Source organism: Pseudomonas sp. SWRI99, assembly GCF_014270125.1.
Lineage (GTDB): Bacteria > Pseudomonadota > Gammaproteobacteria > Pseudomonadales > Pseudomonadaceae > Aquipseudomonas > Aquipseudomonas hamedanensis.
Genome location: NZ_JABWQR010000014.1, coordinates 133,172 through 153,075, shown reverse-complemented (window position 1 = coordinate 153,075; position 19,904 = coordinate 133,172). Strand labels below are relative to the sequence as shown.

Genomic DNA, 19,904 nt, shown 5'->3' with positions numbered 1-19,904 from the left:
TTTGTATTGCAGTGTATCTGCCGCAACGGCGGATACACGATGACGCAAAAACGCGATTTTTTCGGGGTTTTGTATCGCTGTGTATCTATGCCGGACGCGGATACACAGCGAGTGATTCTCGTCCTTTCCTGACACAGACGCGATACCTCAAGAGCCTCAAATAGGCTCCATCGAGGCACACACAGTTCGCCTCGGCTCAAACCCACTGAAGCCTTGAGGACTACACCATGAACAACAAATCCGTATTCGCCGCCTGCCTGTTCGCCGCGCTGAACATCTGCACTCTGTCGGCCCACGCCGAAGCTGACGTCAGCCGGCAAACCTACACCTACGGCACGCATCTGGATATCCAGAAAGTGCTGTCGATGACTGAGGACACCTCGGTGACCTGCGGCATCACCGAGGCGCGCATGACCTACCTCGATTCCGCCGGCAAGACCCGCGAGCTGGATTACAGCAAATTCGCTGACGGCTGCAACAACCAGAACTGAGTCATCCCCAACTTTCTGCAAGGAGTTTTGCCATGAACAACGTCTCGCGCTTTTTAACCGCTGTTGCCTTTTCCTTCGCCGGTGTTGCGGCCCATGCCAACAGCGCCGTCGAACAGAGCAGTTGCGCCAGCAGCACTTGCTTCCAGCTGACGACGGTGGCGAAGGAGGGCAGCGATGCCTTGATCGCCGCCGATGGTTCCAGCCGCACACCGCAGGGCCAGTTGGTCGCCGCTGATGGCTCCAGCCGCACGCCGCAGGGCCAGTTGGTCGCCGCTGATGGCTCCAGCCGCACGCCACAAGGCCAGACCCTCGCCGCTGATGGCTCCAGCCGTACACCTCAAGGCCAACTGGTCGCAGAAAACGGTACCAGTCGCACGCCTCAAGGGCAGTTGCTCGACGGCCAGAACGCATGAGTCACGGCGTCAATAAAGCGCGCTAGCGAGGGGGTGTTTCCCTCGCTGGCCGGTTGCGTGCCCAGCCCCCATTCAAGGTGACCCCCTATGTACCTCATTGCATTTTTCGGCGGTCTGCTGACCGTCCTCAGTCCCTGCATCCTGCCGGTGGTGCCGTTTCTGTTCGCTGGCGCCAACCGTACGCGCTCCTCGATCTTGCTGACCCTCGGCGGCATGGCGCTGACCTTCGCGCTGATCTCAAGCCTCGCCGTGGTCAGCAGCGAGTGGGTGATTCAGGCCAGTAACACCGGCCGCCACGTTGCCTTGGTCGTGATGGCGCTGTTTGCCCTGTCGCTGATCTCGTCACGCGTCGGCGACTGGCTGACCCGGCCCTTTGTTGCGCTGGGCAACCGCCTCGACCAGGACACCCGTAAACGCGCCGGCCCGATGGGCTCGATCATGCTTGGCGTCGCTACCGGTCTGCTGTGGGCGCCGTGTGCGGGGCCGATCCTCGGGGTGATTCTCACCGGAGCGATGCTGCAAGGTGCCAATGCGCAGACCAGCCTGTTGCTGGTGGCTTACGGCGCCGGCAGTGCCTTGTCGCTGGGGACATTGATTTTCGCCGGGCGCGGTCTGGTCAATCGGCTGAAACCGTCGATCCCGTTCAGCGGCTGGTTGCGTCGCGGTGCCGGGGTGGCAGTACTTGCGACCGTTGCAGTGATCTCGACGGGCGCAGACAAAACCCTGCTCGCCGGCACGTCCTCCGAGGGCGTCGCCAGCGTCGAGAAAAACGTTCTGGAAAACGTACCGAAAGTGGTCGATTACTTCGTCAGCAAGGTCCGCGCCGATTCGATGATGGATGAAGCCAAAGGCGCCATGCCGTCGCTGTCCGGCGCCGTGCAGTGGCTCAATTCACCGGAGCTCAGCCCCGAGTCTTTGCGCGGCAAAGTGGTACTGGTGGATTTCTGGACCTACGACTGCATCAACTGCCAGAACACTCTGCCGTACGTCAAAGAGTGGGCCAGGAAATACGAGAAGGACGGCCTTGTGGTAATCGGTGTCCACACTCCCGAATATGGCTACGAGCGCATTATCAACAACGTCAAGGATCAGGTGAAAAAGCTCGGTATCACTTACCCGGTAGCCATCGACAACAACTACGCAATCTGGCGCAACTTCAACAATCAATACTGGCCGGCGCACTACTTGATCGACGCCAGGGGCCAGGTGCGTTACAGCCACTTTGGCGAAGGTCGCTACGAGGCGCAGGAGCAAATGATCCAGCAGTTGCTGAAAGAAGCGAAGGCGCCCGAGGCGTAAACCCACAACCTGTTGCAGCGGCTTAACAGATGGCCACCACTCATCGGCAAAGCCGCTGTTTTACTGCTCTGCCGGACGATCGGCAAGGACGCCGCAGCGCCTCGGCGCGATAGTAAGGGAGCAGGGCCACTGCCGACCCTGCGACACAGCAAGAGCGCGAGGTTGCCATGCCCAGATTCGTGATTGAACGCGAGATTCCGGGTGCAGGGACGCTGTCGGAACAACAACTCAAAACAGTGTCACAGACCTCCTGCCAGGTATTGCGTGAACTCGGGCCGCAGGTGCAGTGGCTGCACAGCTACGTTACCGCCGACAAAATCTATTGCGTCTACATTGCACCCGATGAAGGCCAGGTGCGCGAGCATGCCCGGCTTGGTGGGTTTCCCGCCAACAGCGTGGCACGGGTGATGCGGGTCATCGACCCGACCACGGCCGAGTAACGGCATACCCAATCTGTAGCGGAGCTCGAAGCCATGAGTACCCCGATTGATCTCACTACCTTAAAGGAACGTCAGAAAGTCGCCTGGGCCAGTGGCGACTACGCCGTGATCGGCACCACCTTGCAAATCGTCGGCGAAAACCTCGCCGAGGCCTGCGACCTGCGCTGTGATGAGCAGGTGCTGGATGTCGCGGCCGGCAATGGCAATGCGACGCTGGCGGCGGCGCGGCGCGGTTGTGTGGTGACCTCGACCGATTACGTCGCGGCACTGCTGGAGCGCGGCCAGGATCGTGCCCGGGCCGAGCATTTGGAGGTGATCTTTCAGGTGGCCGATGCCGAAGCGCTGCCTTTTCCCGATGAGAGTTACGACGCTGTACTGTCGACGTTCGGCGTGATGTTCGCACCCGATCAGGTCGCGGCCGCTGCTGAACTGGGGCGGGTATGCCGACGCGGCGGACGCATCGGTCTGGCCAACTGGACGCCGGAAGGTTTCGTCGGCCAGATGTTCAAAACGCTCGGCCAGCATCTGCCACCGCCAGCCGTTGCTCAGCCACCGTCCAATTGGGGCTCGGATGCGTGGCTGCACAAGCACTTCGACGATCGCGACTTTGTCGTCCGCGTGACCCGCAGCCACTTCAATTTCCGCTACCGCTCGGCGGCGCATTTCATTGACGTCTTTCGCCACTGGTACGGGCCTGTGCATAAGGCATTCGCGGTGTTGCCGGGGGAGGGTGGGCAGGCACTGGAGGACGATTTGACGGCGTTGCTCAATCGCTCGAACCGGGCGGGGGAGGATTCGCTGGTGGTGCCGAGCGAATATCTGGAGGTGGTGATTACCAAGCGCTGACTTTGGATTAACGGAGATCCCCTGTAGGAGTGAGCCTGCTCGCGATAGCGGTGTGTCAGCCAACCATTATTTGACTCATACACCGCTATCGCGAGCAGGCTCACTCCTACAGGGGAGATGTGATTATTTCATCTGCGGCCGATCAAACCACTCCAGCGCCGTGCGCCAGATGCAGATCCCCAGGAAATAAGCCGACATCAACAACCACAAGCCCATCACCAACGGGTTGATCACCGGGTGATTGAGCACCAGTGACAAGCTGCACAACAGCCAGATCGCCGTCACTGCAATGTTGATCGGCATGAACCGGCGTACGCGGAACGGGTGCAGAAACTTCATCCGCGTCACGGTCAGCAATGCCAGACCGATCACCGTGAGAAAGGTAATCCACGGCCCCGGGCCAATGATGTACAGACACAAGGCAACCACATTCCACGCCGCCGGAAAGCCGACAAAGTAGTTGTCCTTGCTCTTCATGTTGACGTTGCAGAAGCAGAACAGCGACGACACCAGAATCAGCGACACCGTCAGCAGCAGGGTGTATTCAGGCAAAGGAATGTAGCGATAGATAAACAGCGCCGGGATGAATACGTAGGTCAGGTAATCGATCACCAGATCGAGGATCGAGCCGTCGAAACTCGGCAATACCGATTGCACGTTGACCTTGCGCGCCAGCGCACCATCGAGGCCGTCGACGATCAACGCTACACCCAGCCACATCAGGCAATGGATCGGCTGGTTTTCCAACAGGGCCAGGGTGGCGAGGAAGGCGGTCACCACGCCGGTCGCGGTAAAGCCATGGGCGCCCCATGCTTTGAGCCTGGCAATGTGTACGGTCGATATCACGGGGGCGTTCTCCAAAAAGTGAAGCAAGCCGGGTATCGCCCTGGGAAAAAGGGCGTCGGCAAACCGGGTCGGGTTGCAGCTATCGACCGGTCTGGCCGGGATAAGGTTCACCACCCTTGAATCTTAGCTCGCTGACGAAAAATGTCCTGCGTGACAAGCCATCGGCGAGCCGGTGTCAGCCCAACGGTGCTGGCGCTGTGGCCATGGCGGTCTATCGTTGCCTGACGCAATGGGGCGAGGCCCTTGAGGAAGACGTCATGAATACCAGCGATTTGCTCGAACAATTACTGCGAGGCCAGGCCTCGGCGGGACAACAACGCGGGGCTTCGGCCAGTGACGGTTTGGGCGGACTGGGCGGATTGCTCGGCGGCCTGTTGGGCGGCGGCAGTCAGGCCGGGGCGGGTGGTGCGACTTCTTCTGGCGGGCTTGGCGGCCTGGGCGGTTTACTCGGTGGCTTGCTCGGCGGTGGCGGGCTCGGCGGTGCACTGGGCGGCGGCAGTCGAAATCGCGCCGGTGGCACGAATTACGCAGCATTGGCATCGCTGGGAATGATGGCCTACCAAGCGTATCAAGCCTGGCAACGCAGCCAGGCCAGCACGGCGCCGCAACAGATGCCACAAACCGCCGACTTGCTCGCCGGCCCACAAATCGAAACCCACAGCCACGCGGTACTGCGCGCCCTGATCGCCGCCGCCAAGGCTGACGGGCGCATCGACGCATCGGAAAAGCACCTGATCAGCAGTGAAATCGGCAAGCACACTGCCGACCCGCAATTGCAGCAATGGCTCGACGCTGAAGTCGCCAAACCGCTGAACCCTGCTGAAGTAGCGCAGTCTGCGCAAAACGACCCAGCCGTAGCCGCCGAAATGTATCTGGCGAGCGTCATGCTGGTCGACGATCAACAGGACGCCGAACGCAGCTATCTCGATGGGCTTGCGTCAGCGTTAAAAATCGATCCTGACCTGCAAGTGCATCTGGAACACCAGGCCAAACGGCGAGCCTGAAGCAACATCAAAAGATCGCAGCCCACAAAGGGTAATCCCCCTAGCGCAACGATACGGCGCGAGCAGGATGGCTGACGCTTTCGCGAGCAAGCCCGCTCCCACAGGGGGAATGGTGGCGTATGGGGATTTTGTGGCTGGCCGAGGATCAATGTGGGAGTGGGCTTGCTCACGAAGGGGGCGGAGCATTCACCATCGATGCTGGCTGACCTGACGCCTGCGCGAGCAAGCCCGGACACAGGGGATTTTTTGCCAGCCGATGCAATTACTGGATGTGTCGCTACCAGCCCCGGCCGCTCCATCCGTCCGGGGCTTTTTTACATCGATTGAATTTTTCCGCTGCCGTGTCGCTCTTCTGCATAACAGAACCCGTCTGCAATCGGTGCGCCCATGAACAGCAACCTCGACGATTACAACCGTATGCGCGATTTTTCGGCGACTTCGGAACCGGCGGCGGTCAAGCGCCCCGGTCGCAGGGCCGCCAAAGACCATGCCTTGCAGTTCTGCATCCAGAAGCACGACGCTTCGCACCTGCATTACGACTTTCGTCTGGAGCTTGATGGCGCCCTCAAGAGCTGGGCGGTGCCGAAAGGGCCTTCACTGGACCCCAAGGTCAAGCGCCTGGCGATTCACGTCGAGGATCATCCACTGGATTACGCCACGTTCGAGGGCAGCATTCCCGAGGGGCATTACGGTGCCGGTGACGTGATTGTCTGGGATCGCGGTGTATGGATTCCTCTCGAGGATCCGCACAAGGCCTACGCCAAGGGCCGCCTCAAGTTCGAATTGCAGGGCGAGAAACTGGCCGGGGTGTGGAATCTGGTGCGCACGCACATGCCGGGCAAGAAAGAGCAGTGGTTCCTGATCAAGCATCAGGACAACGCCGCGCGCCCGCAGGATGACTTCGACGTATTGGTCGCCGAGCCCGACAGCGTGCTCAGCGAGCGCACGATTGTCGGTAAATCTGCACCCGCCGCCGATAAGGCCAAACCGGTGAAGAAGGCCCCGGCCAAGCCGCGCAAGCAAGCGTCCGGCCAGCTCACCGGTGCACGCAAGGCCAAGCTGCCGGCGCTGATCAAGCCGGAACTGGCGACCCTGGTCGACAGCGCGCCCGAAGGGCAGTGGAGCTACGAGATCAAGTTTGACGGCTACCGGATCATGGCGCGGATCGACCACGATGAGGTTCAGCTGTTCACCCGCAACGGCCATGACTGGACGCACAAACTGCCGCAACAGGCCAAGGCCCTGGCCGCGTTGGGTCTGGAGTCGGCTTGGCTCGACGGCGAAATGGTCGTCGCCAACGAGCAGGGCGTGCCGGATTTTCAGGCCCTGCAAAACGCCTTCGATGCCGGACGCAGTGGCAACATCGTTTATTACCTGTTCGACGTGCCGTATCTCAACGGCGTTGACCTGCGCGACGTGCCGGTCGAAGAGCGTCGCACCGCGCTGAGCACCATCCTCGGCGCTCAGCCAGAATCCTCGCTGCTGCGCTTTTCCGAAGCCTTCGAAGAAACTCCTGATGCGCTGCTCAATAGCGCTTGCCAGATGCAGATGGAAGGTCTGATCGGCAAACGCCTCGGCTCGCCCTACGTGTCGCGGCGCAGCAGTGACTGGATCAAGCTCAAGTGCAAACATCGCCAGGAGTTCGTCATCGTCGGCTACACCGATCCGAAAGGTGCGCGCAGTGCGTTCGGGGCTTTGCTGCTTGGCTTGCATGACCGTGACAGCGGCGAGTTGCGCTACGCCGGCAAGGTCGGCACCGGCTTCAACGAAACCACGTTGAAAAGCATCCTCGCCCAGCTCAAACCGTTGCACGCCAAAAGCGCCGCGGTGGTCAACCCGCCCAGCGGTTTCGAGGCCAAAGGCGTGCACTGGCTGAAACCCAGGTTACTGGCCGAAGTGGCGTTCGCGGAAATGACCAAGGACGGCTCGGTGCGCCACGCCGTATTCCATGGATTGCGCGACGACAAGCCGGCCAAGGACATTACAGAGGAGCGAGCGAAGCCTGTGAAAGCTGCCAAATCTGAAAAATCCCCAAAGGGCGGAACAACCAAAACCGCCGCGAAGAAACCGGCAAAGAAAGCCGCTGCCAGCAAAGCCGAAACCGCGCCGTCGCAATCGGGGCTGGCCGGCGGCAAGGTGCGCATCACCCACCCGGATCGGGTAATCGACGCGGTCAGCGGCACCACCAAAATGCAACTGGCGCAGTATTACGCCAGCGTTGCCGAACATATCCTGCCGCAACTCAAGGATCGCCCCGTGGCGCTGGTGCGTGCGCCGGATGGTATCGCTGGCGAACTGTTCTTTCAGAAGAACGCCGAACGCCTGGCGATCCCCGGCATCACTTCGCTGGACAAGGACCTCACCGGCCAGCCCGTGATGTTGATCAACAATGCCGAGGCGCTGATTGGCGCGGTGCAGATGAGTACGGTCGAATTGCACACCTGGAACGGCACGACCGTCGACTTGGACAAGCCCGATCGCTTTGTCCTCGACCTCGACCCGGACCCGGCGTTGCCTTGGAAAAGCATGGTCGAAGCCACCGCGCTGACTCTCACCGTGCTGGACGAATTGGGCCTCAAGGTTTTTCTGAAAACCAGCGGCGGCAAGGGCATCCACCTGGTGGTGCCGCTGACCCGCAAGCACGGCTGGGACGAAGTGAAGGACTTCAGCCACGCCATTGTCAGTCACATGGCCAAGCTGTTGCCGGACCGTTTTTCTGCGGTGTCCGGGCCGAAAAACCGCGTGGGGCGGATCTTCATCGATTACCTGCGCAACGGTCTGGGCGCCACCACTATTTGTGCCTACGCGGCGCGCGCGCGCGAAGGCATGCCGGTGTCCGTGCCGGTGTTTCGCGAGGAAGTCGCCGAGATCAAGGGCGGCAATCACTGGAACATCCACAACGTCCATGAGCGCCTGGCCGAGGTCGGCGAGGAGCCTTGGGCGGACCTGAAGAAAACCCGACAGACCATCACCGCCGAAATGCGTAAACGCGTCGGCCTGAAAAAATGATCAGGTATCGCGTAGCAAGTCGTGGGCGTTGAGCAGTTCGAAGGCGATTTGCGGGTGGTTTTCCAGGCCCTTGCGAATCGCCGCCGGGATCGCCGCGCGGGTCTTGCGGCAGAGGCCGGGCAAGTGGTCGATTTGAATGGCGATACCGCGCATGGTGCGCACTTCGTTGAAGCCGGGAGCAACGTCGACGCGGATGCCCAATTGCTCAAACATGCGCTGCTGCAGGCGTTTGAGATCGTCGAGGTCTTTGAGTTGTTCCAGGCGCGCCAGGAGGATTTTTTCCTCGGCGCGAGTCAGGCGCAGAATGCGCAGATCCGCACCGGGCGTTTCCAGCAACGGATCGCGCCCGCAGATGCAGGCGCCGGGTGGGCAGGGAGAGCGCAGGGGCACGTTCGTCGTCATGGCCTCCATCATAGAGGCCGTCGGACAGTTTTGCCTATGTGCACTCAGCGGCCGTCCATCGGCCGCTGCTTCCCTCGTGGCTACTGATGCAAGCCTTCGTATTGCACCAGAATGGCGTTGGCCAGATCTTCGTCACTGGCATTGAGGCCAGGGTTGGCCTGGCGCACCTGTTGCAGCACCGACTCAAGATAAACCCCACGGATGGCCCCGCCGCTGGCGACAAAGGCAGACACGTCGTCACGGGCCGGAATCACCATTTTGTCGTCCTTGAAGGTCGAGTACAGCGACGCGGAGACACCCGCCGAGGTGGCAACATCACCCGCATCGACGCGGGCCAGCGCCGAACCGACCGGCAGGCAGAGGAGTAAAGAAGAAACCAGGACTAACTTGCGCATGACGTGTTCCTCCACAAGCGCGAAGCAAAAAGGAAGGGACTGCATAACGTCAGAGGTGAACCGCGCGCGGGAGTTCCGTAAGCGATGAGAGCGCAGCGGTGAGGAACCGGGCGAAGCGGCGAAGGGTCTACCGCATGCCTGCATTGCCGAGAAACGAATCATGCTCGTCAGAGTCAGCCACAACGTTGTACGCCCCGCAGATCCGCGAATCGAAGCCGCATTGTTCGGCGCATTTGTCCTGTTTACCATCGTGCTGGGCATTGCCCCGCGCAGCCGCGTCGACTGGTTGCTGGAGAATGTCCTCGCGGTGGCGCTGGTGTTGACCCTGCTGCTGGCGCATCGACGTTTTCGCCTGTCGACACTGTCGCTGGGGATGATCTTCGCCTTCCTGTGCATCCATGAAGTAGGCGCCCATTACACCTATTCGCGAGTGCCTTACGATCAGTGGAGCACGCTGCTGACCGGCGTCAGTGTCAACAAGACCCTAGGCCTGGAACGCAATCACTATGATCGGCTGGTGCACCTGAGTTACGGATTGCTGTTGGTCTGGCCGATACGCGAAGTGCTGCTGCGCCTGACGCCATTGCGCGGCGCCTGGCTGACGCTGCTGACCTTGAACGTGGTCCTCGCAACCTCGGCGTTGTACGAATTGATCGAGTGGGTGGGCGGCGCCTATCTGGGGGATGACACCGGCCAGGCGTTCGTCGGCGCGCAGAACGATCCGTGGGATTCGCAGAAAGACATGGCCCTGGCGCTGTTCGGCGCCGGGCTGTCTTTGCTGGTGTTGGCAGGTTGGCGCCGAGCGCCGCGCTGAAGGATCAGATCACCCCACAAGCCATGCGATCACCGCCACCGCCCAATGGTTTGGGCGTATCGGAGTGGTTGTCGCCACCGGCGTGAATCATCAGCGCGTGGCCTTTGATCTCGGCGATTTTCTTCAGGCGCGGGGCGAGCACCGGATAGTTGGCCACGCCGTCCGCCGTCACGTACACCGCTGGCAAGTCCCCCAGATGGCCGTCAGCGTATGGACCGAGATGCTTGCCGGTTTTCTGCGGATCAAAATGCCCGCCCGCCGCCAACGCGGCACCTTTGACGCCGTCCTTCACGCCGGCCTCGCAACTGCCGTTTTCATGGACGTGAAAGCCGTGAACGCCGGCCGGCAGCGATTTCAGATCGGGCGTGAACAGCAGACCATACGGGGTCTCGCTGACCGTGATCGAGCCGATCGCCTGCGGCGCACCGTCGGCACTGACCAGGTTGATCGCGACTTTTTCTGTTGCTGCCTGTGCCGAACCGATGACGAAGGTGCCGAGCAGACCTAACCACAATGCGCGTTTCATTAGCGTTTCCTTTAGCTGCATGAGTGTTCTTGACGACGGACTCGATACCTTGCCTGAGTTAACCGGCGATGAAGGCGAATCCATCGGCGCTGCAAAATGTGACTGGCCGCTCAAAGCAAAAGTTTTGCCGGATTCAAGTCGGTGCTGACATCAGCCGATACGCTCTGTGTCGGCAGGTATAGCGAAATAGGCTTAACTGAAACCCGACAAGCGCAATTCCGCGTGTCCAGGGGAGATTCCACGGTGTCGATCAAACTGCGTTTGGTGTTGCTGATTGCGACCAGTCTGTTGACGGCGCTGATCGTGAGTCTGGTCAGTTATGTCGGTAACCAGCGGATGGCTGCCGCCGTCAGCGACAATGCCGCCAGCATGAGTGCGCTGCGCAACCACATGGAAGCGGACATGATGCACGACGCCCTGCGCGCCGATGTTTATTCGGCGCTGCTGGTCGGCCTGGGCAAAAGCACCAGTACCGCCGCTGAAGTGCGTGAGTCGATCGCCGAGCACGCCGGGCATTTTCACCAAGTGCTCGAAGACAACCTGAAACTGCCGATCAACCCGACCTTGCGCACGGCGCTGGAGCAAATCAAGCCGAGCCTCGACACCTACATCAAGACCGGCGAACAGATCGTCGCGGTGGCGCTGGACAATCCGGACGCCGCCCAGCAACAGCTTGGCACCTTCAATAGCGCGTTTACCCAGCTCGAAGAGCAAATGGGCGCGCTCAGCGAACTGATCGAAAGCAACACCCTGCACACCAGCGAAGGCACCGAAGCTGCCATCCGCCACGCCAACCTCGCGTTGGGCGCGGTGCTGATTGCTGGCCTGGTGTTGCTGCTGGGACAGGGGCGCTGGGTCATCCTGAGTATCATGGGCCCGCTCAAATCTGCCAGTCGCATTGCTGAAAGCATCGCCCATGGCAATCTCAGCGAACCGATCATCGAACCCGCCGGTAAAGACGAAGCCAGTGTTCTGATCCGCACGCTGGCGACGATGCAACGGGATTTGCGCAACATGATCGATGTGGTGCGGCGCAACGCCCACGGCGTCAGCGGCATGAGCGAGCAACTCAGTCAGGGCTGCCATCAGGTCGCCGACAGCAGTCAGCAACAAAGTGTCGCCGCCGGTACGATGGCGGCCGCCGCCAGCCAGATGACCGCCAGCATCGAAGAAATCACCCGCCACGCCGAGCGTGCCCTGCACATGGCCAATCAGGCCGAAACCCTGGCCAAGGAGGGCGGAGGGGTGATTCATCAAGTGGTCAGCGACATGGACGACATTGCGCGTTCGGCGCAACAGTCAGCGCAGGTGATTCGCACGCTGGACCAGGAATCCGAGGCGATCTTCAACATTATTCAAGTGATCAAGAGCATCGCCGACCAGACCAACCTGCTGGCGCTCAATGCCGCAATCGAGGCAGCCCGGGCGGGTGAACAGGGCCGCGGTTTTGCCGTGGTGGCCGATGAAGTGCGCAGCCTGGCGGCGCGCACCAGCGCCTCGACCCAGGAAATTGCTGCGATGGTCGCGCGCATTCAAAACAGCACGCGCGAAGCGGTCACCAGCATGGAGGCGGGTGTGGCGCAAGTCGACAAGGGCATGGCGGTGACGGCCGACGTGGAGCGGGCGATTCGCGAAATCCTCCAAGCCACACTGAACACCACGCAACTGGTTAATGACATCACCCGCACCATTGGCGAGCAGAGTCAGGCCAGCAATGAGATTGCTCATCAGGTGGAAATGATTGCCGGGATGTCCGAGGGCAATAGTTGGGTGATCGGGCAGACAGCTACGACGACAGATGAGTTGTCGAATCTGGCGGGGCAGTTGGCGCAGTCGGTGGATCGGTTTCGTCTTTGAAATTCAATAGAGTCAGGCGGTTTTGTAGTGCCTGGCCGGCCGCCTTCGCGAGCAGGCTCGCTCCCACAAGGAACTCAACACCACCAAACCCTGTGGGAGCGGGCTTGCCCGCGAAGAGGCCCGCCCAGGCAACATTGAATCAGGCCAATTGACCTTCGATCAGAACTTGAACGCCTGCCGCCCGATCAACAACCACTTGCCATCCTGCTTCTGCCAGATCTGAAAATTTTCGATCTCAGTCGGAATCACCTCGGTACCCTTCAACGCCTGCGCGGAAAAATGGTTACGCACCAGCGCGGTATCGCCAGACAGGGTGATGGTCTGTTTTTGCATTTCAAGGGTCTTGAATGCACTTCGGCCGGTTTCGATGTCGGCGATGAATTCCTTTTTGTCCTGAATTTTGCCGCTGGAGTGGCCATAAGTCAGGTTGGGCGCGGTGAGTGCGTTGAGCTCGGCAATGTCCTTGTGCAGCATCGCCTGGGTCAGGTGATCAACCGCTTGGGCGACATCTTTCTCGGCCGGGGCAGGGGCGGCGAGGGCGTAGCCGCTAAAGGCGCAGAGAAAACCGATCAGGAGGCGGGTCTTGTTCATTGAAGATTTTCCTTGTTGTTATGGGTTGTTGACTGCTGAATTCGTCAGTCATCGTACAACGTAGCAGGTTCTTTCAGGATTGTGCAGCGTCGGCGGGTCATGTTCGGCGCTTGTCGGCCGATAAGTGCCTGAGTGCAAAAAGACTTTCAGGTCAGGAAGCGACGCGCGAGTTTGCCCTGACGTGATATTCTTCGCGCCAACTTGGTTTGACCTAATTCGGTTGGCCTGCCTTTTGGGGCGGGCCGACGGGATCCCTGTCGCTCAAGCAGCTGAAGCCAATAACGATAAGAAGTCAGTTCAGAAGGGACATTAACTGGGGTCGATGCTGCATGTCGGCCTTGTGTGCCCACCCGTCATTATTGAAGTGTGCCGTCATCCGCGACGCGAGCCTGAGCGTCAGCCAAGCGGAGCGCATACAGATAACAGCGGCGGGCGGAAGGCGTTTTATCATAGGTGCAACAGATGTTTAAAAAAGTGAACACAGCCTTGCTGGGGCTGGCTTTGGCGATGGGGATGTCGTCCGCCAATGCTGAAGAAGCAAAGAAAGTTGACGTCCTGCTGATCGGCGGCGGCATCATGAGCACCACCCTGGGTGTGTGGATCAATGAGCTGGAGCCGAGCTGGTCGATGGAAATGGTCGAGCGCCTCGATGGCGTCGCCCTGGAAAGCTCCAACGGCTGGAACAACGCCGGTACCGGTCACTCGGCGCTCGCCGAGCTGAACTACACCCCGGAAGACGACAAAGGCAACGTGACGATCCCGAAAGCTGTCGAGATCAACGAAGCGTTCCAGGTGTCCCGTCAGTTCTGGGCCTGGCAGGTTCAGCAAGGCGTTCTGAAGAACCCGCGCTCGTTCATCAACACAACTCCGCACATGAGCTTCGTGTGGGGCGATGACAACATCAAGTTCCTGAAAAAGCGCTACGAAGCCCTGCAAGCGAGCCCGCTGTTCGCTGGCATGCAGTACTCCGAAGACCCGGCTGTGATCAAGAAGTGGGTCCCGTTGATGATGGAAGGGCGTGACCCGAACCAGAAAATCGCGGCCACCTGGAGCCCGCTGGGAACGGACATGAACTTCGGCGAAATCACCCGCCAGTTCGCCGCGCACCTGCAGACCAAGCCTAACTTCGACTTGAAACTGTCGAGCGAAGTCGAGGACATCACCAAGAACGCCGACGGCACCTGGCGCGTCAGCTACAAAAACCTCAAAGACGGCAGCAAAACCGAAACCGACGCCAAGTTCGTGTTCATCGGCGCTGGCGGCGGTGCCCTGCACCTGCTGCAGAAGTCGGGCATTCCTGAAGCAAAGGAATACGCAGGCTTTCCGGTGGGTGGCTCGTTCCTGGTGACCGAGAACCCGACCATTGCCGAGCAGCATCTGGCCAAGGCCTACGGTAAAGCGTCGGTTGGCGCGCCACCGATGTCCGTTCCGCACCTGGATACCCGTGTTCTGGACGGCAAACGCGTCATCCTGTTTGGCCCGTTCGCGACCTTCAGCACCAAGTTCCTCAAGGAAGGCTCGTACCTGGACCTGCTGACCAGCACCACCACCCACAACATCTGGCCAATGACCAAGGTCGGCATCAAGGAATACCCGCTGGTCGAGTACCTTGCCGGTCAACTGATGCTGTCGGATGAAGACCGTCTGAACGCGCTGAAGGAGTACTTCCCGAACGCCAAGGCTGAAGACTGGCGCCTGTGGCAAGCCGGCCAGCGCGTGCAAATCATCAAGCGTGATGAAGCCGCGGGCGGCGTGCTGAAACTGGGCACCGAGATCGTTACCTCGCAAGACGGTTCCATCGCCGGCCTGCTGGGCGCATCGCCAGGCGCGTCGACCGCTGCACCGATCATGCTGAGCGTGCTGCAGAAGGTCTTCAAAGACAAAGTCGCGACCCCTGAGTGGCAGACCAAGCTGCACCAGATCGTGCCTAGCTACGGCACCCAGCTGAACAGCGATCCGGCCAAAGTGGCCGCAGAGTGGGCCTACACCGCCAAGATCCTCGAACTGCCGACGCCTCCGGTGATCGGTCAGGCCGCTGCTCCGGCAGCCGGCGCTGCGGCTCAGAAGGCTGTGGCACCGAAGGAAAGCGCTGCACGTGACATGGCTCTGTAACTAGAACCCTGACACACAAAACCCACTGAACCGGCGACGGTCAGTGGGTTTTTTTGTGGCCTGGATTTGGAAGGAGCGTAGGGGTGAGTTCAGATTTTCGCGTTCGCCAGGTAGGCACCCAACCGCCGGCCCATTTCCTCGCCCAACGCCTGCAACCCGCTCAGCGGCCGCACCATCACTTCAAACTCGATAATCTTGCCGCTGCCGTCGAAGCGAATCATGTCGATGCCTTTGAGTTCTTTCGTACCGACCCTGGCGCTGAATTCAAGAATCACGTTCAAGCCATCGGCGGTGGCCAGCTCGCGGTGATAGGTGAAATCCTCAAAGACCTCAAACACGGTGTTAAGGATCATGGTCACCACCGGCGCGCCAGGGTAGGGCGTGTGGGCCATGGGCGAGCGAAACACGGCTTGCGGATCAAGCAGTTCGGGAAGGGCGGTGAGATTGCCGCTGCGAATCATTTCGTGCCAGCGCTTTAGGGATGCGCTGACATTGGGCTGTAAGGCGAGATCGGGCATGGTCACTCCTGTTTTTTATTGTTGTTCGACGGCAATGACTCTAGATCAGTCCGGCTGAAATGGGATCCTTGAATATTAAATTGAATACCCGCCTATGTCGGAAGCGGATCAGATGCGCATCTGATCCGTATTTTTCAGTCTCATCTGCCTCTGTATTCAATACAGCCACAAGCTCAAAATGCCCGGCAGGTGCGGTCACTCGCGACAAGTCTTCATCCCGAAGCGTCCAGTGCACCGCAGGTTTGGCATTGAGGAGAGCTGTATGTACAAGATGGCGTTTTTTCTCGGCGGTTTTCTGACCCTGACCATTCTGATTGGTGTCCTCGCAACGATTTCTCCGGTCTGATCCCGGCGCATTTTTTCGAACTCTGTCGTTCTCCTGCTTTCAGTTGCAGAACAGGGCACTCAGCCCGCCACTGAATGATCGAGGAGCGAAACATGCGTAGCACGACCTTGCAGGGACGTTGGGTTCCCGTGGGCTTGATGGTTGCGGCCCTGACTGGTTGCGCGATGAGCAACACCGATTCGCCGGTGCAGACGCCCGGTCAGGCCAAAGCCTCCGACACAGAGATGCTCGAAGTCGGCGCGCAATGGCTGCAGGACAAGCCGCCCATCCGTGCGTTGAACATGTACCTGGATGGCTTCCATTTCTACAACGGCCATCCTGGCGCACAGATGGAAGCGCATCACTACTGTTCGGCGCTCAACGAAGAAGTGTTTCAGTGCGTGATCTACGATGGCAACACCGCCGAAGCCAAGTTGATGGGCGTGGAGTACATCATCAGCCAGCGTCTGTTCACGCAGTTGCCTGCCAAGGAAAAGGCGCTGTGGCACAGTCACGCGCACGAAGTCACCTCGGGTCAGCTGATCGCGCCAGGCATTCCGCAAGTGGCGGAAACCCGTCTGATGGAAAAACTCGCCAATACCTACGGCAAGACCTGGCACACCTGGCACACCGATCAGGACAAGCAACTGCCTTTGGGCGTGCCGCAATTGATGATGGGCTTCACTGCTGACGGTCAAGCGGATGCGCAAATGGTCCGCCAGCGCGATCAGCGCCTGGGCGTCGACAGCGCCGAGAAGAAACAGGCTCGCGCCGGGATCAAACCGGCGCCTGTTGCGCCTGGGGCTGACGCCTGGCAGAAGGGCAATGTTGTGCAGATCAAGGATCCGACCGGACACCAGCACCTCATGCCGCGCCCGGCCACTCCCGGCGATGAAAACGCCCGGAGCCAGCCGTGACTTACGGCGCGCCGAACAGCATCGTCCAGTAGACGCCTTTATCACTGCGCGATTCACTGGCGAACCCCGTGCCCACCTGCGTGAAGATCGGGCTCATCAGGTTGGCGCAATGGCCCGGGCTGGCCAGCCAGCCCGCCATCGCCTTGCCGGGCGAGCTTTGTCCGGCGGCAATGTTCTCGCCCACTTGCCGACCACGATAACCGGCAGCCCGGGCGCGATCGGCGGGCATATCGCCGTCAGGGTCGCGGTGGGCAAAGTAGTTGCCATACGCCATGGCTTTGCTGTGTCCCTGTGCCGCTGCGCCCAGTGCTGCATTCCAGCTCAGTGGCCGGGCCGCGGCGAAACGCTGGCGCCCGCACATCCGCGGACGGGCGCGGGCGGCGTTGACCTCGGCGAGCAGAGTTTTGCCAACGCTGCGGTTATCGCCGACGCGACGGTCGAGCACCGGTTGCGCGAGCACCACTTGCCATTGATTGCGCGATCGGCTGACGCCGATATCGGCATAGCTGGCATCCAGCAAGGCGGCGCAGTAATCACTCTGCAACAGGTCGAAAGCCTCGTCGGCGTCCTCGGCACCGACAATGCGAATGCTGCGCACTGCGACGGCCGAATACCCGGACGACTTCAACGCTTCCCGCATGCCGCCGCCATAGCGATAGCCGATCGGCAAGGCCAGATTCGCCTGCAACGTCAGAGGCGCCAGGCGTTGTCCCGGCCGGCGCTCGCAACGCTGCGGATGCGCACGATAGTCGTTGATCGCGGCCACCAATTGTCGCTCCGCTCCGGCATGGGCGGTTGGCACAAACAGTGGCGACAGAATCAGCAGGCACAGCGAAAGCAGGCGAGACGAACGAACGGCGTGGCGCATGGGAAGGGCAGCTCAAGGGGGACAGCGCTAAAGTGGGAGAGCCGCGCAGGGCGGCGCGAATAGGACTGGGGTTTGCGGACTTGGTTCAGCGCAGGCGCGGGGATTTGTTCGGGTGGGTGGCAATCGAAAATGGTGTCGTTTGGACTGCCGCCTTCGCGAGCAGGCTCGCTCCCACACGGGACTTATGGTGTACCAAAAATAACTGTGGGAGCGAGCCTGCTCGCGAAGAGGCCGGCCCGGTCAACCCCTCTACCACTGGCAAACAACCTCTAGCGATTCAACACATCCTCCATCCACTGCAAATATTCCCCCCGCCCGGAAATCGAGTTATGCCCCGAATCCGGTACCACCTTCAGCGTCGCCACGCCTTGAGGGAAACTTTCGAACAACCGCTGCGTGCTGCTGCGTCCAATCACTTCGTCATCACTGGCCGCCAACAACAACGTCGGCACGCGGATATGCGCCGCGTACTTGCCCGATTCGAAACGATCCTTGAGCAACCACTTCACCGGCACCCATGGGTATTGCTGCTCGGCGATTTCCTTGAGGCTGTTGAACGGCGTCACCAATATCAGCTTCTGCACCGGCCGCTGGCTGACCAGACGCACCGCCACGCCCGAGCCCAGACTTCGTCCGACCACGGCAATTTGCGGGTGGCTCGCATACACCTGATCGAACAATGCCAGCGCATCTTCGGCAATCGCCGCTTCGGAAGGTGAGCCAGTGCTGCCGCCAAAGCCCCGATAGTGCAAAAAATACAGCGCGTAATCGGGAAACGCCTCGGCAAATTCCTCAAGATTGCGCGAAACGTCTTCGGCATTACCGCCGAAATAGATCAGTGCCCGCGATCCGCTGCGCTCGCGAGTGGTCACCCAAACCTCCACGTCCGGCATCGACAGCTTCAGCCGTGAATCTTCTGAGGTTACTGCGGCAGGCTGTGGAAAATAGATCAGCGAACGCTGAAACACGAACAGCGCCGCACACAGCACCAGGTACACGGCAACGATGAAAACGACGAGTGACATCAGCGTTCGGGACATTCGGCTACTTTTAACGGGGTGAGGGGTTTGCTGTCGCAGTGTAGTTCAGCGACTGCGCCAGACAGCCGTCGCACACAACATGCAACAGATCCGCGCAGCAGGAGGACCCGCATGCGCCACACTGAGGGTTACTCCCGTCGTCGCTTGCTGAGGCTGGCTGCCGAGGCGACGGCGGTTTTTACGGTTGATCGGGCGCTGGCCACTGTCTTGCCGCCAACCGTCACTTCGCCGGACGAGGCAGGAGAGCAGACTATGCAGACCCGTACCATCCCTTCCAGCTCCGAGTCGCTGCCCATGGTCGGGTTGGGCACCTATCGCGGTTTCGACGTCGCCCCGGGTGATCCGGCTTACAAACAGTTACCGGCGGTACTCAGCGAACTGTTTCGCAAGGGCGGCACGGTGGTCGACAGCTCGCCGATGTACGGCCGCGCCGAGCAGACCACCGGCGAGTTGCTATCGATTCACGAACCACGCTCGCCGGCCTTTCTGGCAACCAAAGTGTGGACCCGCGGACGCGAGGAGGGCATCGCGCAGATGGAGCAGTCGTTCAACCTGCTGCAAACCGAACGCATCGACCTGATGCAGATCCATAACCTGCTCGACTGGAAAACCCACTTGCCGACGCTGCGCGAATGGAAAGAGCAGGGGCGGATTCGCTATATCGGCATCACGCATTACACCTCCTCGGCCTACGACGAAGTTGAAGCTGTCCTGAAAGCCGAAAAGCTCGATTTTCTGCAAATCAATTACGCCCTCGACGACCGAGGTGTCGAGAAACGCATTCTGCCGCTGTGTCGCGAACGTGGAGTGGCGGTGATTTGCAACCGGCCGTTTGGTGGCGGCGATTTGCTCGCCCGGCTCAAGGGCAAAGCCCTGCCGGCGTGGGTCTCGGATGTGCAGGTCAACAGTTGGCCGCAACTGGCGCTGAAATTTCTGCTGGCACATCCAGCGGTGACCTGTGTGATACCGGGGACCGGCAATCCGCGGTACATGGCCGACAACGCCGGGGCGGGATTCGGTCCGATGCTGACCGATGCGCAGCGGCATCAGTTGATTGCACTGGTGGGCTGACCCCGCACAAACGTTGCTGCCCCAGCGCAACGCTTCGAGCAATAACGCAATTACCGTGAAGTGGCGCCACTTGTAGGAGCTGTCGAGTGCAACGAGGCTGCGATCTTTTGACCTTGCTTT

At 60.4% G+C, this 19,904-nt stretch carries 20 protein-coding genes; 12 read left to right on the top strand and 8 right to left on the bottom strand.

The window, feature by feature from the left end:
• Nucleotides 1-227 precede the first annotated feature (227 nt).
• From HU743_RS13845 to HU743_RS13825, 5 genes are all read left to right on the top strand, one after another.
• Entirely contained in the window at nucleotides 228-491 is a 264-nt protein-coding gene (locus tag HU743_RS13845; RefSeq protein WP_016775158.1) for a DUF2790 domain-containing protein, read from the top strand.
• Between the two features lie 32 nt (nucleotides 492-523).
• The gene (locus HU743_RS13840; RefSeq protein ID WP_186649182.1) at nucleotides 524-904 is read left to right on the top strand and encodes a hypothetical protein; all 381 of its coding nucleotides are present in this window, start codon (nucleotides 524-526) and stop codon (nucleotides 902-904) included.
• Between the two features lie 87 nt (nucleotides 905-991).
• On the top strand, nucleotides 992-2,203 hold the full coding sequence (locus tag HU743_RS13835) for a cytochrome c biogenesis protein DipZ (RefSeq protein WP_186649180.1): 1,212 nt from the start codon (nucleotides 992-994) through the stop codon (nucleotides 2,201-2,203).
• 167 nt (nucleotides 2,204-2,370) lie between these two features.
• The gene (locus HU743_RS13830; protein WP_186649178.1) at nucleotides 2,371-2,643 is read left to right on the top strand and encodes a DUF4242 domain-containing protein; all 273 of its coding nucleotides are present in this window, start codon (nucleotides 2,371-2,373) and stop codon (nucleotides 2,641-2,643) included.
• Between the two features lie 33 nt (nucleotides 2,644-2,676).
• Complete coding sequence (locus HU743_RS13825) at nucleotides 2,677-3,489, top strand: class I SAM-dependent methyltransferase (protein ID WP_186632937.1); 813 nt, start codon at nucleotides 2,677-2,679, stop codon at nucleotides 3,487-3,489.
• Between the two features lie 123 nt (nucleotides 3,490-3,612).
• On the opposite strand, the gene pcsA is transcribed toward HU743_RS13825, so the two are convergent.
• Entirely contained in the window at nucleotides 3,613-4,335 is a 723-nt protein-coding gene (gene pcsA / locus HU743_RS13820; RefSeq protein ID WP_186551637.1) for a phosphatidylcholine synthase, read from the bottom strand.
• 257 nt (nucleotides 4,336-4,592) lie between these two features.
• Between pcsA and HU743_RS13815 the strand changes: the two genes are divergently transcribed.
• Nucleotides 4,593-5,339, top strand: a complete 747-nt coding sequence (locus tag HU743_RS13815; protein WP_186649198.1) for a tellurite resistance TerB family protein — start codon at nucleotides 4,593-4,595, stop codon at nucleotides 5,337-5,339.
• A gap of 387 nt (nucleotides 5,340-5,726) precedes the next feature.
• Nucleotides 5,727-8,348, top strand: coding sequence for a DNA ligase D (ligD, locus tag HU743_RS13810; protein WP_186649176.1), 2,622 nt, complete (start codon nucleotides 5,727-5,729; stop codon nucleotides 8,346-8,348).
• On the opposite strand, the gene HU743_RS13805 is transcribed toward ligD, so the two are convergent.
• Nucleotides 8,349-8,750, bottom strand: a complete 402-nt coding sequence (locus tag HU743_RS13805; protein WP_186551635.1) for a hypothetical protein — start codon at nucleotides 8,748-8,750, stop codon at nucleotides 8,349-8,351. It abuts the gene before it with no gap.
• 80 nt (nucleotides 8,751-8,830) lie between these two features.
• Nucleotides 8,831-9,145: a DUF2388 domain-containing protein gene (locus tag HU743_RS13800; protein ID WP_186551634.1), complete on the bottom strand. Its 315-nt coding sequence runs from the start codon at nucleotides 9,143-9,145 to the stop codon at nucleotides 8,831-8,833.
• A gap of 160 nt (nucleotides 9,146-9,305) precedes the next feature.
• Between HU743_RS13800 and HU743_RS13795 the strand changes: the two genes are divergently transcribed.
• Nucleotides 9,306-9,959, top strand: coding sequence for a DUF2238 domain-containing protein (locus HU743_RS13795; RefSeq protein ID WP_186649172.1), 654 nt, complete (start codon nucleotides 9,306-9,308; stop codon nucleotides 9,957-9,959).
• Between the two features lie 4 nt (nucleotides 9,960-9,963).
• On the opposite strand, the gene sodC is transcribed toward HU743_RS13795, so the two are convergent.
• Complete coding sequence (gene sodC / locus HU743_RS13790) at nucleotides 9,964-10,485, bottom strand: superoxide dismutase family protein (RefSeq protein WP_186649169.1); 522 nt, start codon at nucleotides 10,483-10,485, stop codon at nucleotides 9,964-9,966.
• Nucleotides 10,486-10,728: 243 nt separating this feature from the next.
• Here sodC and HU743_RS13785 point away from each other — a divergent pair, with 243 nt between their 5' ends.
• The gene (locus tag HU743_RS13785) at nucleotides 10,729-12,342 is read left to right on the top strand and encodes a methyl-accepting chemotaxis protein (protein ID WP_186649165.1); all 1,614 of its coding nucleotides are present in this window, start codon (nucleotides 10,729-10,731) and stop codon (nucleotides 12,340-12,342) included.
• Between the two features lie 159 nt (nucleotides 12,343-12,501).
• Here HU743_RS13785 and HU743_RS13780 read toward each other — a convergent pair whose 3' ends face one another.
• Entirely contained in the window at nucleotides 12,502-12,933 is a 432-nt protein-coding gene (locus HU743_RS13780; protein WP_186649163.1) for a nuclear transport factor 2 family protein, read from the bottom strand.
• A 462-nt stretch (nucleotides 12,934-13,395) separates the two neighbouring features.
• Here HU743_RS13780 and mqo point away from each other — a divergent pair, with 462 nt between their 5' ends.
• On the top strand, nucleotides 13,396-15,045 hold the full coding sequence (gene mqo / locus HU743_RS13775; RefSeq protein ID WP_186551629.1) for a malate dehydrogenase (quinone): 1,650 nt from the start codon (nucleotides 13,396-13,398) through the stop codon (nucleotides 15,043-15,045).
• 89 nt (nucleotides 15,046-15,134) lie between these two features.
• Here mqo and HU743_RS13770 read toward each other — a convergent pair whose 3' ends face one another.
• On the bottom strand, nucleotides 15,135-15,563 hold the full coding sequence (locus tag HU743_RS13770) for a nuclear transport factor 2 family protein (protein ID WP_186649161.1): 429 nt from the start codon (nucleotides 15,561-15,563) through the stop codon (nucleotides 15,135-15,137).
• A 438-nt stretch (nucleotides 15,564-16,001) separates the two neighbouring features.
• Between HU743_RS13770 and HU743_RS13765 the strand changes: the two genes are divergently transcribed.
• The gene (locus tag HU743_RS13765) at nucleotides 16,002-16,805 is read left to right on the top strand and encodes an OBAP family protein (RefSeq protein ID WP_186649157.1); all 804 of its coding nucleotides are present in this window, start codon (nucleotides 16,002-16,004) and stop codon (nucleotides 16,803-16,805) included.
• Nucleotide 16,806: 1 nt separating this feature from the next.
• Here HU743_RS13765 and HU743_RS13760 read toward each other — a convergent pair whose 3' ends face one another.
• Together HU743_RS13760 and HU743_RS13755 are read right to left on the bottom strand one after the other, a co-directional pair.
• Nucleotides 16,807-17,673 (bottom strand): CAP domain-containing protein, encoded by an 867-nt coding sequence (locus tag HU743_RS13760; protein ID WP_186649155.1) that lies wholly within the window; start codon nucleotides 17,671-17,673, stop codon nucleotides 16,807-16,809.
• 269 nt (nucleotides 17,674-17,942) lie between these two features.
• Entirely contained in the window at nucleotides 17,943-18,713 is a 771-nt protein-coding gene (locus HU743_RS13755; RefSeq protein ID WP_186649154.1) for an alpha/beta fold hydrolase, read from the bottom strand.
• A gap of 111 nt (nucleotides 18,714-18,824) precedes the next feature.
• Here HU743_RS13755 and HU743_RS13750 point away from each other — a divergent pair, with 111 nt between their 5' ends.
• Nucleotides 18,825-19,784 (top strand): aldo/keto reductase, encoded by a 960-nt coding sequence (locus HU743_RS13750; RefSeq protein ID WP_186649152.1) that lies wholly within the window; start codon nucleotides 18,825-18,827, stop codon nucleotides 19,782-19,784.
• The last annotated feature ends 120 nt before the right edge of the window (nucleotides 19,785-19,904 follow it).